This is a genomic window from Nonomuraea dietziae (genome assembly GCF_014195505.1).
Classification (GTDB): domain Bacteria; phylum Actinomycetota; class Actinomycetes; order Streptosporangiales; family Streptosporangiaceae; genus Nonomuraea; species Nonomuraea roseola.
This window is the reverse complement of sequence record NZ_JACIBV010000001.1, coordinates 2901573-2915853: the sequence shown is the minus strand read 5'-3', so window position 1 is coordinate 2915853 and position 14281 is coordinate 2901573. Positions and strand designations below refer to the sequence as shown.

At 71.1% G+C, this 14281-nt stretch carries 12 protein-coding genes; 7 read left to right on the top strand and 5 right to left on the bottom strand.

All coding sequences use genetic code 11. The annotated features are described in order from the left end of the window. Nucleotides 1-76: 76 nt before the first annotated feature. The 6 genes from FHR33_RS13990 (at nt 77) to FHR33_RS13965 (ending at nt 9350) form a co-directional block, all read left to right on the top strand. Nucleotides 77-2386, top strand: a complete 2310-nt coding sequence (locus FHR33_RS13990; RefSeq protein ID WP_183646988.1) for an AAA family ATPase — start codon at nt 77-79, stop codon at nt 2384-2386. Nucleotides 2387-2473: 87 nt separating this feature from the next. Then, the gene (locus FHR33_RS13985; RefSeq protein ID WP_183646985.1) at nt 2474-3457 is read left to right on the top strand and encodes an ABC transporter permease; all 984 of its coding nucleotides are present in this window, start codon (nt 2474-2476) and stop codon (nt 3455-3457) included. Nucleotides 3458-3460: 3 nt separating this feature from the next. Then, nucleotides 3461-4360, top strand: a complete 900-nt coding sequence (locus tag FHR33_RS13980; RefSeq protein ID WP_312895528.1) for an ABC transporter permease — start codon at nt 3461-3463, stop codon at nt 4358-4360. Then, complete coding sequence (locus tag FHR33_RS13975) at nt 4357-6456, top strand: dipeptide ABC transporter ATP-binding protein (RefSeq protein ID WP_183646982.1); 2100 nt, start codon at nt 4357-4359, stop codon at nt 6454-6456. Before FHR33_RS13980 ends, FHR33_RS13975 begins: the two co-directional genes overlap by 4 nt. A gap of 14 nt (nt 6457-6470) precedes the next feature. After that, nucleotides 6471-8189 carry an ABC transporter family substrate-binding protein gene (locus FHR33_RS13970; protein ID WP_312895527.1) on the top strand — a complete coding sequence of 573 codons (1719 nt, stop codon included), beginning with the start codon at nt 6471-6473 and terminating at the stop codon, nt 8187-8189. A 69-nt stretch (nt 8190-8258) separates the two neighbouring features. After that, nucleotides 8259-9350: a DNA glycosylase AlkZ-like family protein gene (locus FHR33_RS13965; RefSeq protein ID WP_312895526.1), complete on the top strand. Its 1092-nt coding sequence runs from the start codon at nt 8259-8261 to the stop codon at nt 9348-9350. Between the two features lie 32 nt (nt 9351-9382). On the opposite strand, the gene FHR33_RS13960 is transcribed toward FHR33_RS13965, so the two are convergent. The 5 genes from FHR33_RS13960 to FHR33_RS13940 all read right to left on the bottom strand — a co-directional run bounded on the left by FHR33_RS13960 (nt 9383) and on the right by FHR33_RS13940 (nt 13468). After that, on the bottom strand, nt 9383-10255 hold the full coding sequence (locus tag FHR33_RS13960) for a 5-oxoprolinase subunit C family protein (RefSeq protein WP_183646980.1): 873 nt from the start codon (nt 10253-10255) through the stop codon (nt 9383-9385). Beyond that, a complete protein-coding gene (locus FHR33_RS13955) occupies nt 10252-10872 on the bottom strand; it encodes a 5-oxoprolinase subunit B family protein (RefSeq protein WP_183646977.1) in 621 nt (206 codons plus the stop codon). The genes FHR33_RS13960 and FHR33_RS13955 overlap by 4 nt, the downstream gene beginning before the upstream one ends. After that, nucleotides 10869-11624, bottom strand: coding sequence for a LamB/YcsF family protein (locus FHR33_RS13950; RefSeq protein WP_183646974.1), 756 nt, complete (start codon nt 11622-11624; stop codon nt 10869-10871). The genes FHR33_RS13955 and FHR33_RS13950 overlap by 4 nt, the downstream gene beginning before the upstream one ends. Before the next feature lie 11 nt (nt 11625-11635). Then, a complete protein-coding gene (locus FHR33_RS13945) occupies nt 11636-13129 on the bottom strand; it encodes a hypothetical protein (RefSeq protein WP_183660072.1) in 1494 nt (497 codons plus the stop codon). A gap of 150 nt (nt 13130-13279) precedes the next feature. Next, nucleotides 13280-13468, bottom strand: a complete 189-nt coding sequence (locus FHR33_RS13940; protein ID WP_376773144.1) for a hypothetical protein — start codon at nt 13466-13468, stop codon at nt 13280-13282. A gap of 189 nt (nt 13469-13657) precedes the next feature. Between FHR33_RS13940 and FHR33_RS13935 the strand changes: the two genes are divergently transcribed. After that, nucleotides 13658-14227: an HhH-GPD-type base excision DNA repair protein gene (locus FHR33_RS13935; protein WP_183646967.1), complete on the top strand. Its 570-nt coding sequence runs from the start codon at nt 13658-13660 to the stop codon at nt 14225-14227. Nucleotides 14228-14281: the final 54 nt, after the last annotated feature.

Here is a 14281-nt window from a genome sequence, read left to right as displayed (position 1 = left end):
CGCGGTTTTCGCGCGCGCCGCATAGCGCGCGGCCCACGCCCGTACGGTATAACCGGGGTCGGACCGGGGAGGCGTGATGCGGGACGCGGCGCGGGAGCAGTTCGAGAAGGTACGGCATCGCTATTTCCGCCTTCCCCCCGCCGTCCGCAGGGTGCTGTTCGCCTGCGTCCTGATCGGCTCGGTGGGCGTGGGCGCGGCCATGGGCTGGGACCTGCTGCAGACCTTCTTCGTCACGCTGATCCTTCTCGGCTTCGTCGCGCTGGCCCTGCGCTTCCCCCGCGCCGCCGCCACCGCCGTGGTGCTGGCCGGGTGGGCCGTGGCGGTCTCGCTGATCGACCAGATGTTCCCTCCTGGCTCGATGGTGCCCACGCTGCTGCTCGTGCTGGCCGTGCCCGTGGCCGCCGCCGCGCACCTCATCCGCTGGGTGCCGCCGTGGATCACCGTGCTGATGGCCCTGGTCCCCGCGGGCGCGCTGGCCGCGGCCCTGGCTCCCGTCTCCGACGGCATCGCGCTCTGGGCCGCCTACGGCGCCGCCGCGGCCGTCCTGCTCTACCGGTTCGTCCAGGCCCGCAGGGCCCGCGCGCACCTGGTGGCCGAGGAGCCCGTCAGGGTGCGCGTCCGTGAGACCCAGCAGGGCAGGCCCCAGCAGGCCGACAGGAACACCCCGCCGCCGCCCATCTCGGTGGAGGAGGCCCTCGCCGAGCTCGAGAACATGATCGGCCTGCTGCCCGTCAAGGAGCAGGTGCGCTCGATCGCCGCCTCCATCGAGGCCTCCAGGCTGCGCGCCGAGGCGGGCTACCCCGCCGACAGGCCGACCAGGCACTTCGTCTTCGTCGGACCGCCCGGCACGGGCAAGACGAGCGTGGCCCGCTCGGTCGCGAAGATCTTCTACGCGTTCGGGCTGCTGGAGACCCCCTACGTCGTCGAGGCCCAGCGGGCCGACCTGGTCGGCGAGTTCCTCGGCGCGACCGCGATCAAGACCAACGAGCTGGTCGACAGGGCGCTCGGCGGGGTGCTGTTCATCGACGAGGCGTACAGCCTGGTCAACTCCTCAGAGGGCCAGCCCGACAGGTTCGGCGCCGAGGCCGTGCAGACGCTGCTCAAGCGGGCCGAGGACGACCGCGAGCACCTCATCATCATCCTGGCGGGCTACGAGCAGGAGATGACCTCCTTCCTGGCCTCCAACCCGGGGCTGTCGAGCAGGTTCGCCACCAGGGTGCGCTTTCCCAGCTACTCGCCCGCCGAGCTGCTGGAGATCACCGACCTGCTGCAGAGACGGCGCGGCGACAGCCTGGCCCCCGAGGCGCGGCCCGCGCTGCTCGGCCTGTTCGAGGACGTCCAGCGGCGCGGCCTGGTCGACGAGCTCGGCAACGCGCGCTTCGTGCGCAGCCTGGTCGAGGCCGCGGCGCAGGCCCGCGACGTGCGGGTGGTCGGCGCGGGCGGCACCCCCTCGACCGCGGACCTCACCACCACGACCGTCGCCGACGTCACCAAGGCCTTCAACGAGCTCACCGCGCGCTTCCGCGGCTACCAGGCCACCCCCACGCTGGAGGAGGCGCTGGCCGACCTCGACCGCATGGCGGGGCTCGAACCCGTCAAGCGACAGGTCCACGCCATTGCCGCCCAGCTCCAGGTGGCCCGCATGCGCCAGGAGCGCGGCCTGCCCACCCCTCCGCAGATGCGCCACTTCGTCTTCGCGGGGCCGCCCGGCACGGGCAAGACCACTGTCGCCCGCATCCTCGGCCGCATCTTCGCCGCGCTCGGCCTGCTGGCCAGGCCCGACGTGGTCGAGGGGCAACGCGCCGACCTGGTCGGTCAGCATCTCGGCGCGACCGCGATCAAGACCAACGAGCTGGTCGACAGGGCGCTCGGCGGGGTGCTGTTCATCGACGAGGCATACAGCCTGGTCAACCCCGGCTACTCCGGCGGCGACGCCTTCGGCGCCGAGGCCGTGCAGACGCTGCTCAAGCGGGCCGAGGACGACCGCGACAGGCTCGTCATCGTGCTGGCCGGATACGAGCGTGAGATGGACCGCTTCCTGTCCACCAACCCGGGGCTGTCCAGCCGCTTCAACCAGCGGGTCGCCTTTCCCAGCTACGCGCCGCAGGAGCTCGCCGAGATCGCGATCCTGCTGGCCGAGCGGTCGGGCGACCATTTCGACGAGGCCGCGAAGGCCGACCTGGACGAGGTCTTCACCTGGGTCTGCCAGGAGCGGCTGATCGACGGCCTCGGCAACGGCCGCTTCGCCCGCTCGCTGTTCGAGCGGGCGGCCATGCGCAGGGACGTCCGCCTCGCCGCCCTGGGCAACACGGCCAGCGAGTCGGAGCTGACCACCATCACCAGCGACGACGTGCGCGCCGCCGTCGACGAGCTGTCGGGAAGGTAGTCAGGCTCTCTTCGGCGCTTCGCCACACCCCGGGGATCACATGGTGTAGCAATATGGCTACACCTGGTGAGGGGTGAAGGGGAGGCGATGGCGGGGTTCCTGGTCCGCAGGCTGCTCAACTACGTGGTGCTCGTGGTCGTCGCCACCAGTCTTGCCTACATGCTGGCGGCCAGCGCGCTCGACCCGCGGGCCAACTACGAGGGACGCAACCCGCCGCTGCCTCCCGCGGTGATCGACGCCAGGCTCGACGAGCTCAACCTCAACAACCGCACCCCGCTGCTCGCGCGCTACGTCACCTGGGCGGGAGGGGTCGTCTCCGGTGACTTCGGGCTGACGGTCGGCGGCGACTCGGTCAACGACGACCTCAGGCGACGGGCGGGGGTCACCTTCCGCCTCATCATCCTCGGGGTGTTCTTCGGCGGCTTCCTCGGCGTCGCCGTGGGCGCCTACGCCGCGGTCAGGCAGTACGGCTGGTTCGACAGGCTGACCACCATCGGCTCCTTCGTCGTGCTGGCCGTTCCCGTGGTGGTCATCGCCAACGTGCTGATCCTGGCAGGGGTGTGGTTCAACGGCCTGGTCGGAGAGAGGATCGTCTACGTCAGCGGCGAGTACACGCCCGGCCTCGACGCCGGACTGCCGGGGCAGGCGCTCGACCGCGTCCAGCACCTGATCCTGCCGACGATCTCGCTGTCGATCGGCCTGATCGCGATCTTCAGCCGCTACCAGCGCAACATGATGCTCGACGTGCTCGGCGCCGACTTCGTCCGCACCGCGATGGCCAAGGGCCTGTCCAGGCGGGCCGCGCTCACCAGGCACGCGCTGAGGACCGCGCTCATCCCCGCCGTCACCTACTTCGCCTTCACCTTCGGCTCGCTGCTGGTCGGCGCCACCATCACCGAGAAGATCTTCGGCTGGCACGGGCTGGGCGAGCAGCTGATCGACTCCATCAACACCAACGACGTCAACACGGTCGCCGCCATCGCGCTCCTGACCGCGCTGTCGGTCCTGGTGGCCTCCCTGCTGTCCGACGTGCTGACCGCGGCGCTCGACCCGCGGGTGAGGGTGGGCTGAGGCGTGAGCATCGCCGACGAGGAGCTGGCCGAGCAGGTCGTCAAGATCAAGGCGCCGTCCAGGGGCAGGGTGGTGGCCAGGCGCTTCTTCACGATGCGCCAGGGACAGCTCGGCTTCGCCCTGCTCGCGCTGATGTTCCTGCTGGCCTTCGCCGGCCCGCACTTCACCCACTGGACCTACACCGACAAGGACTTCGCCGCCTTCCTGCGGCCGCCGTCGGCCGAGCACTACTGGGGCACGCTCCAGACCGGCGCCGACGTCTTCGCCGTCACCCTGCGCGGCATGCAGAAGTCGCTCATCGTCGGCCTGCTCGTGGCGGTCGTGGCCACCACGCTCGCGGCCGTGGTCGGCGCCTTCGCCGGCTACTTCCTCGGCTGGACCGACAGGGTCCTGATGTGGGTGGTCGACCTGCTGCTCGTGCTGCCCAGCTTCCTGATCCTGGCCATCATGTCGCCGCTGTTCGCGGGAGGCGCGTGGGTGCTGTTCGTGATCATGCTGGCGCTGTTCCTCTGGATGATCACCTCCAAGGTCGTGCGCGGGATGACGGTCTCGCTCAAGGAGCGCGAGTTCATCAGCGCCGCCCGCTACATGGGCGTGCCCGCCCCCACGATCATCTTCAGGCACGTCATCCCGAACATGTCGTCCCTGCTGGTCGTCGACGCCACGCTGAACGTCAGCTCGGCGATCCTCACCGAGACCACGCTGTCCTACTTCGGCTTCGGCATCCAGCCGCCCGACGTCTCGCTGGGCAGCCTGATCGCCGACGGCTCCAAGACCGCCGTCTTCGCGCCGTGGACGTTCTGGTTCGCCGCGGGCCTGCTCATCCTCACCGTGCTGTCGGTCAACCTCATCGGCGACTCACTGCGCGACGCCTTCGACCCCACCTCGAAGAGGGGCTCATGAGCGATCCCGTTCTCCAGGTCGCCGATCTCGACGTCCGCTTCGGGGACGTGCGCGCGGTGCGCGGCGTCGGCTACGAGGTGCGCGCGGGCGAGGTGCTCGGCATCGTGGGCGAGTCGGGCTCGGGCAAGTCGGTGACCGCCCTGGCGGTCATGGGTCTGCTGCCCCCGCACGCCCGCGTGACGGGGTCGGTACGGCTGCGCGGCACCGAGATCCTCGGCGCGAAGGAGAAGACGCTCACCGCCTTCCGCGGCAGGACGATCTCCATGGTCTTCCAGGACCCGCTCTCGGCGCTCACGCCCGTCTACAGGGTGGGCGACCAGATCGCCGAGGCGGTGCGCGTCCACCAGAAGGTGACGGCCGAGCAGGCCATGGTCAGGGCCGTGGAGCTGCTCGACCTGGTCGGCATCCCCAACCCGGGACAGCGGGCCAGGGCCTTCCCTCACGAGTTCTCCGGCGGCATGCGCCAGCGCGCGGTGATCGCCATGGCCGTCGCCAACGACCCCGACGTCATCATCTGCGACGAGCCGACCACCGCGCTCGACGTCACCATCCAGGCGCAGGTCCTCGACGTGCTGAAGAAGGCGCAGAAGGAGACGGGCGCGGCGATCGTGATGATCACCCACGATCTCGGGGTGGTGGCGGGCTTCGCCGACAGGGTCCTGGTCATGTACGCGGGCAGGGCCGTCGAGGTGGGGCAGGTCGACGACATCTACTACCGGCCGCGCATGCCGTACACGATGGGCCTGCTGGGCTCCGTTCCCCGCCTCGACGCCGGAGGGCGCCGGCCGCTGGTGCCGATCGAGGGCAACCCGCCCTCACCCGCCGAGCTGCCGCCCGGCTGCCCGTTCACGCCGCGCTGCCCGATGGCGATCGAGGCGTGCGCCGAGGCCGAGCCGCCGCTCGAGCCGGTGAACGGCCCGGGGCATCTGGCGGCGTGCATCCGGGCGGAGGAGATCGCCAGGGAGAACCTGTCGCCCGCCGAGGTATACGACGTGGCGGGGGAGGTCAGAGGCAGGCACGCCGCGACGCCGGAGCCCGCCGCCGAACCCGCCGCCGGGCCCGCTGTCAGGGCCGCGCCCACGCCCCGCGAGGGCCGCGAGGTCGTGCTGTCGGTGGCCGACCTGGTCAAGCACTACCCGCTGACGAAAGGCGCGGTGTTCAGGCGCAGGGTCGGCACCGTCCACGCGGTCGACGGCATCACCTTCGACATCCGCAGGGGCGAGACGCTCGGGCTGGTCGGTGAGTCGGGCTGCGGCAAGACCACGACGCTCACGGAGATCCTCGAGCTGACGAAGCCGCAGCGCGGCACGATCGCCGTGCTCGGTCGTGACGTGGCCGCCCTCGGCGCCCGCGACAGGACCGCGCTGCGGCGCGACATGCAGGTCGTCTTCCAGGACCCGCTGGCCTCGCTCGACCCGAGGATGACCGTCTACGACATCCTCGCCGAGCCGCTGCGCACCCAGGGGCGGCGCGACGCGGGCACGCGCGTGCGCGAACTGCTCGACCTGGTCGGCCTCGATCCCGGCCACGCCGCCCGCTATCCGCAGGACTTCTCCGGCGGGCAGCGCCAGCGCATCGGCATCGCCAGGGCGCTGGCCCTCGAACCCAAGCTGGTCCTGCTGGACGAGCCCGTCTCGGCCCTCGACGTCTCGATCCAGGCGGGCGTGGTCAACCTGCTGGAGGACCTCAGGCGCCGCCTCGGCCTGTCCTACCTGTTCGTGGCGCACGACCTGGCCGTCGTCAGGCACCTGGCCGACCGCGTGGCGGTGATGTACCTCGGCAGGATCGCCGAGATCGGCGACGTCGAGCGGGTCTACGGGGCGCCGATGCATCCGTACACGCAGGCCCTGCTGTCGGCGATCCCGCTGCCCGACCCCGTGAAGGAACGTTCCAGGCGGCGCATCCTGCTCGAGGGAGACCTGCCGAGCCCCGCCCACCCGCCCTCGGGCTGCAGGTTCCGCACGCGGTGCCCGAAGTTCAAGGCCCTCACCGACGGCGAACGCGTCAGGTGTGTGGAGGTCGAGCCGGAGGTCAGGCCGCTCGACGTCGATCAAGGCGTGGCATGTCACTACGCCGAGAAGCTCGAAGTCGTCTAGCGCAGGAGGAGCAAGTGAGCAGATCCCGGCTCGCCGTGGCCCTGGCCATGGCAGGTTCGCTGGCCCTGGCGGGCTGTGGAGGCGGTGGCGGAGAGCAAGGCACGGCAGGCCCGGCGGGAGAGCCCTCGGCGGGTGCCCCTGCCGCGCTGAAGGCCTTCGACGTCAACGTGGTGCCCCGCGACCGGGTCAAGGACGGCGGCACGCTGCGCTGGGGCATCGACGAGTATCCGACCCAGTGGAACATCAACCACGTCGACGGCAACCTGGCCAACGTGCGGAGCGTGGTGGCGGGGATGCTGCCCTCGCCGTTCGTCTCCGACGAGAAGGGCGTGATCAGCGGCAACGCCGACTACCTCACCGACGGCAGGGTGACGGCCACCGACCCCAAGCAGGTGGTGACCCTGACCCTCAACCCCAAGGGCAGGTGGTCCAACGGCGAGGCGATCACCTGGCAGGACTACGCGGCCCAGTGGAAGGCGCTGAACGGCGCCAACCCCGACTTCCGCGTCGCCTCCACCACCGGGTACCAGGACATCGAGAGCGTCGCCAAGGGCAAGGACGACTACGAGGTCGTCATCACCTTCAAGAACGACTTCGGCGACTGGCAGTCGCTGTTCGCCCCGCTCTATCCGAAGGCCACCAACACCTCGCCCGAGACCTTCAACACCTCGTGGCTGAACAAGATCCCCGTCACGGCGGGCCCGTTCAGGTTCCAGGGCTTCGACCAGACGGCCAAGACGATCACGATCGTCCGCGACGACGCCTGGTGGGGCGAGAAGGCCAAGCTCGACCAGGTCATCTACCGCTCCATGGAGAGCGACTCGCTGGTCGGCGCCTTCACCAACGGCGAGATCGACGTCTTCGACATCGGCCCCTCCGCTCCCGACTACGCCAGGGCCAAGTCCACCCAGGGCTCGCTCGTACGGCAGGCGGCCGGCCCCGACTTCCGGCACATCACGATGAACGGCGAGAGCGCCGTCCTGTCGGACGTCAACGTGCGCAGGGCCATCACCATGGCGATCAACAGGCAGGCCATCGCCCAGTCCGACCTGCAGGGCCTCGACTGGCCCATCACGCTGCTGAACAACCACTTCTTCATGAACACCCAGGAGGGCTACCAGGACAACGCGGGGGCGCTCGGGACCTACGACCCGGAGAAGGCCAAGGCCGCGCTCGACGCGGCGGGCTGGAAGCTCAGCGGGCAGACCAGGATGAAGGACGGCAAGCCGCTGAACCTGAAGTTCGTCATGCCGTCGGGCCTCCAGCTGACCAAGTCGGAGGGCGAGCTGATCCAGAACATGCTCGCCCAGATCGGGGTCCAGGTGACGCTGCAGGCGGTGCCCAGCGACGACTTCTTCACCAAACACATCATCCCCGGCAACTACGACATGACGGCGTTCTCCTACATCGGCACGCCATTTCCAGTCTCGAGTGGTTACGGGATCTTCGCCAACGCCTCGACCGACTCCAAGGGTGAGCGGAACTGGAACGCCAACCTCGGACGCATCGGCTCGCCCGAGATCGACGCCGCGATGCAGAAGGCGACGGCCGAGCTCGACCTCGCCCAGGCCCGCGCGGCGACCAACGCGGCCGACAAGCTCATCTGGGAGGCGGTGAACGTCGTCCCGCTCTACCAGCGGCCGCAGAACGTGGCGGTGAGGCAGACCCTGGCCAACCTCGGGGCCCGGGGCTTCTACGACCTGAAGTACCAGGACATCGGCTTCACCGGCTGACCCGCCTCCCGGCGCCCCCGGCCCTACGGGGGCGCCGTTCTGTCGGCGCCTGGGTGTAGAAGTAGTCCTGTGAATCTGACCTGGCCCCAAGTGCTCGCCTGGCGACTGTCCCGGCAGTTCGTCTCCGCCGCCGACGGCCCCTCCGCCGTGGAGATCGCGCGCAGGCTCTGCGGCGTCCAGGCCCAGGTCTCCTCCTCGGCCAGGCACGCCGTCGCCGTCCGCGCCGCCGCGCCCGACCACGATGAGATCGAGCGCGCGCTGTGGCAGGAGCGCACGCTCGCCAAGACGTGGGTCATGCGCGGCACCCTCCACCTGGTGCCCGCCGACGAGCTGGCCGACCACTGCGCGGCGCTCGGCACCCTGCGCTCGTGGGAGAAAGGCTCCTGGCAGCGCGGCCACGGCGTCACCGCCGCCGAGATCGAGGCGATCATCGACGCCGTCCCCAAGGCGCTCGAAGGCGCGAGCCTGACCCGTGAGGAGCTGGTCGAGGCGGTCGTCGACCTCACCGGCGACGCCCACCTCCGGCAGGCTCTCACCTCCGGCTGGGGCGCGCTGCTCAAGCCGCTGGCCCGCCTGGGCGAGCTCTGCTACGCCCCGCCCAGCGACGGCAAGGTCGCCTTCACCTCCCCGCGCGCGTGGCTGCCGTCCTGGCCCGACGCCCTGCCGCCGCAGGAGGAGGCGGGGGTGCGCGTGGCCCGCTCCTTCCTGGCGGCGCACGGCCCCGCCTCGCCCGAGATGCTCGACAGCTGGCTGTTCGGCGGCGTGGCGAAGAAGGCCGTGCTCAGAGCGTGGTTCCGCGACCTGGCGCCCGAGCTCACCGAGGTCGACGTCGAGGGCGCGAAGCTGCTCGCGCTGACCGAGCACGTCGACGCGCTGGCCGCGACGACGCCCTCCCGCGAGGTGCACCTGCTGCCCGGCTTCGACCAGTACATCCTCGGCGCCCCCCGCACCCTCGAGGCCCTCATCCCCGCCCCGGTCAAGGCCAAGGTGAGCAGGGCGGCCGGATGGATCTCACCCGTGGTGATCCACGAGGGCAGGGTGGCGGGCGTCTGGGAGGGCAAGGACGGCCAGATCGCGCTGGAGCTGTTCGAGCAGCTCCCCGAGGAGCCGCTGCGGCGCGCCGTCGAGAGGATGCGGCGGGTGTTGACCGGCGAAGGCTGACCCTGGCCAGGGGGCCGGCCGAGGGCCTGCCTTCAGCGCCCCGCGACCCTGAACCTGATCCGGTCGCCCGGCCTGGCCTGCGCGGCCACGGCCAGGTCGGCGGCGAGCACCACGCCGATCACCGGATAGCCGCCCGTCGGCGGATGGTCGGTGAGGAACACGATCGGCTGACCGCTCGGCGGCACCTGCACCGCTCCCGTGACCATCCCCTCGCTGGGCAGCTCGCCCTCCCTGACGCGCCTCAGCGCGGGGCCGCGCAGCCGTACACCGACCCGGTTGCTGTCCTGGCTGACCTCGTACGGCCGCGCGCACAGCTCGGCCAGCGCGTCGGGGGAGAACCAGTCGTCACGAGGGCCGGCCAGCACGCGCAGCACCGGCGGCGGGGGAGCGGCGGGAGGAGCCAGGTCGACCGAGATCGAGGCGAGCGACCGCACCTCGCCCACGGGCAGCCGCGTGCCCGCGCGAAGCGGAGCAGGACCGAGGCCCGACAGGGAGTCGGTCGACCTGCTGCCGAGCACAGGCTCCACGTCGATCCCCCCGCGCACGGCCAGGTAGGTGCGCAGTCCCCGCTCGGGAGAGCCGATCCTGAGCTCGTGGCCGGGGGCGATCCAGAACGGCGCGCCCATCCCCTGCGCGGAGGACATCACACCGCGCTCGTTCCAGATCTCCATCGGGCAGGGGGCGCCCGCGGCGGCCAGCCACGCCCCCGACCTGAAGCCGAAGCGGGCCATGCCGAACGTCAGCTCCAGCCCCGCGTGGCCCTCGGGGTTGCCGACCAGGCGGTTGGCCAGGCGCAGGCCGGCGGCGTCGGCCGCGCCCGAGCGGGGCACGCCCAGATGCGCGTAGCCGGGCCGCCCGAGGTCCTGAACGGTGGCGTAGGGGCCGGGCGCGAGCACGTCGATCATGCGGCCTCGAAGCGCACGCGGGTGCCGGGCGGCAGCAGCGAGGGCGGCTGGGCGTGGACGTCCCACACCCGCAGCGACGTGCGCCCGAGCAGCCGCCATCCGCCGGGCGAGGCCGTGGGGTAGATCGCCGCGTAGGGGCCCGCGATGGCCACCGAGCCCGCGGGCACCGAGGTGCGCGGGGTGGCGAGGCGGGGCACGCGCAGCGCCGGATCCAGCCCCGTGAGGTAGGCGAACCCAGGAGCGAACCCCAGCCAGCCGGCCACCAGCTCCCTACCGGTGTGCCTGCCGATCACCTCCTCGACCGGCATGCCCGTCTCCTCGGCGACGGAGGCGAGGTCCTCCCCGTCGTAGACGACGGGAACGGTCACGACCTCCTCCGACAGCGAGGCGGCTCCTGAGGAGGACAGCGCCAGGTCGCGCAGGCCGGCCAGGCCGGAGCGCAGCCTCGGCAGGTCGGCGCCCGGCGCCACGACCAGCACCGTCTCCGGCCCCGGCACGATCTCCACGACCCCTTCCGGCCTCGAGGCCCTGAGCAGCGCGTCGAGCCGATGGGAGGCGGCCAGCGAGCCGGTCTCCACCAGCAGCCCGTGCTCGCCCGCCCGCCTGATCACGCTCATGCGAAGGACTGGATGGCCACCCCGGCCTCCAGGAGCCCGTCCCGCACGGCCCGCGCCAGCCGTACCGCGCCCGGGGTGTCGCCGTGCACGCACATCGAGCGGGCGTCCACCCGCACCTGCGAGCCGTCGACGGCGGTGACCACGCCCTCCACGACCATGCGCACCGCGCGCTCGGCGACCAGCGCGGGATCGTCGATCACGGCGCCTGGCTCGCGCCGCGAGACCAGCGTGCCCGACGGCGTGTACGCGCGGTCGGCGAACGCCTCGGTGACCGTGGGCACCTCCGCCTCGGCCGCCGCCGCGTGGACCGCCGAGCCGGGCAGCGTCAGGATCGGCAGCGAGGCGTCGTAGTCGAGCACCGCGTCGACCACCGCCGCCGCCTGCACCGGATCACGGACGACCCTGTTGTAGAGGGCGCCGTGCGGCTTGAGATAGGAGACCCGCCCTCCCATGGCCCTGGCGATGCCGTCGACGGCGGCCAGCTGGTAGAGCACCTCCGCGCACAGCTCCTCGGGATCGACGTCCATCTCCCTGCGGCCGAAGCCGGCCAGGTCGCGATAGGACACCTGCGCCCCGATCGCCACCCCCCTGTCGACGGCCGCGGCGCACGTGCGCCTGATCGTCACAGGGTCGCCGGCGTGGAAACCGCACGCCACGTTGGCCGAGGAGACGATGTCGAGCAGGGCGAGGTCGTCGCCGAGCCGCCAGATGCCGAACCCCTCCCCGAGGTCGGCGTTGAGGTCGATCACCATAAGTCACGACGCTACAGCTCGTCGGGGATGTCCGCGATGTCATCCAGCGCGGCGGCGAGTTCGTCGGGGTCGGCCCCTATGCGCTCGACGATCTCGATCAGCACGTGGAGGACCTCGTGCCGGTCGTGGCCCAGGTCGAGCAGCCGCTGCGCGGCCTCCCACAGCTGAGGCGGATCGCCCTCCCACAGCCTGGTGGCGATCTCCTCGTGCCAGGCCAGGTGCTGCTCGTCGATCTCGCCCACGTGGTCGAGCTCCAGCAGGATGCGCCGGTCGGCCTCGTCCGCGGGGTTGAGCGTGTCGAGGTCGACGTCGCCGTGGGTGCCCTGCAGGATCGGGAAGGCGAAGACCCGCCTGGCCAGCGCCGACAGGTCGCCGTCCGGCAGCAGCCTCGACAGCAGCGCCATGTCCAGGCCATAGGAGGCAGGGTCGCGGTAGGCCTCGGGGAAGCGCGCCGTGGCCTCCCACACCGCGTCGAGCGTCGCGGTGACGCCCTGGTCGGGCAGGCCCGTACGGCGGGCGGCGAAGCGTACCCACGCCGCCAGCGCGTGCGGCATCGCCTCCTGCTCGGCGGCGCTCAGCATCACCTTGCGGGGCAGCCAGTCGAGCAGGAACGTCTCGCACTTGGTGGGGCTGACCCGCAGCGGCCTGTCGAAGTCCTGCTCGCAGCCGTAGTCGATGATGTGGTCGGCGCAGCGCGAGGCCGCCGAGGGGTCAGACAGGTGCTCGGCCGCGTCGGAGGACAGGAACTCCGCCGCCAGCATCGCCCTGCGCTCCCTGCTGTAAGGCGCCTCGCTGTGCCGTGGCGCGGGCCGCTTGCGGCCCGGCGGCAGCGCCTTCAGCCTCGATCTGGCGAAGGCGTGGTAGGCGCTGTAGCTGTCGCTGACGGGCGGAGGGCTCTTGGGCTCGCGGGTGGCCCGCATCGCCGATTCCAGCAGCGCTCTGGCCTGCTGGGGCTCGATCTCCTCGAACAGCAGCATCGGGTTGGCCTCGGCCTCGGCGCGCGCCTGCTCGATCAGCTTGTCGACCTGGGAGGAGACCCACGCGTCGCGGGCCATGCCCGACATGTTGTAGTCGACGACCATGACGAGGGCATGCCGGTCCTGGGCGTTGTCCGCCGCGCCGTTCCAGCGGTAGGCGAAGGTGCAGATCACGGTGTCCTGGTCGCCGTAGGCGTCGCGGGAGACGTAGCACCCCGTCGGCTTGACCGCGCCGACCCTGTCGGCCCAGCCTGGCCTGGCCACGCCCGACTCCATCATCGCCAGCGCCGCGCCCTCGGCCTTGGCGCCCTGTCTGGCGGTGCCGAGATAGGCGAGGCAGATCAGCAGGGTCAGGGAGGCTGGAGTGCCGGCCTTGGCCGCGTAGTCGACCAGGCCCTCGCCCAGTACCTGCTCGACGTCGCCGCCGCGCACTCGGCGGCCCCACCAGGCACCGACCATGTCGGAGACCATCAGCTCCGCGTCGAGGGGACTGCGTACGGCCAGCAGCTCGCGGGCGGCCTGCACCATCTCAGCGAACACGTCGTCCGGCGGAGTGCTCTCCCGTGGGTCTCGTCGGTGTCGGCGCACGCCTCCACTCTCTCGCATTCCAGGCGCAAACGGTGCGTTTACGAAAGAGATCGTGCCTCGGTCCAGCGGGTCGGGTCGATGATGTCGATGTTATCGGGGTGTCCGCGGGGGCGGCGCGGAGTTCACGAGTGCGAGCAGATGCTCGCGGGCGATGCGTTCGACGATGTCGGGCGTCGCCTCGATGCCGAGGTGCTCGGCGCAGGCGAGCGCGTCGGCCACACAGCGGTCGACAGTCTCGATGGGCACGGTGAGGAAGTCGGAGGCCAGGCGTAGGCTCACCGGTTCCCGAATGAGGCGAGTGGCCAGTGCGAGCATAGGAGTGAGATTCCTCTAGAGCCGCAGGGCAAAACCCTAGGAACGGTCAAGCTGGGTTGTGCGTTCTCATTTCATCGGTTCTCGGGCGGCTGTCAACCCTCTCTGCGGCCTGTGTTCGCTTCTCGCAAGGGCCTTTCGTGCGAAGCTGGTTCCATGCGCATCCAGCTCGCCCAGCGGACGGAGGCCGACGAGCTGCTCGGCCGCAGCCCGCTCGCCCTGCTCATCGGCATGCTGCTCGACCAGCAGATCCCGATGGAGTGGGCCTTCGCTGGCCCCTACACGATCTCCGAGAGATTGGGCCATGACCTGACGGCCGGGGAGATAGCGGCCTATGATCCGGAGGCGTTCGCGGCGTTGCTCGCCGAGAAGCCCGCCGTCCACCGCTACCCCAAGTCCATGGCCGAGCGGGTGCAACGGCTGGCCGCCTATCTCGTCGAGCACTACGACGGCAGGCCCGAGCAGGTCTGGGCCGGCGTCACCGACGGCAAGGAGCTGGCCAGGCGGCTGCAGGACCTTCCGGGGTACGGCAAGCAGAAGGCGCAGATCTTCCTCGCCCTGCTGGGCAAGCAGCTCGGCGTCAGGCCCGAGGGCTGGCGCGAGGCGGCGGGTCCCTATGGTGAGGAGGGGTCCTTCCGCTCCGTGGCCGACGTCGTCGACGCCGAGAGCCTGGAGAAGGTGCGAGCCACCAAGCAGGAGGCCAAGAAGGCGGCCAAGGCCAAGTAGCCTGATCTTGCTGCGCACAGTGGAGCGATTTTGACAGGATGCGTTGACCGTATG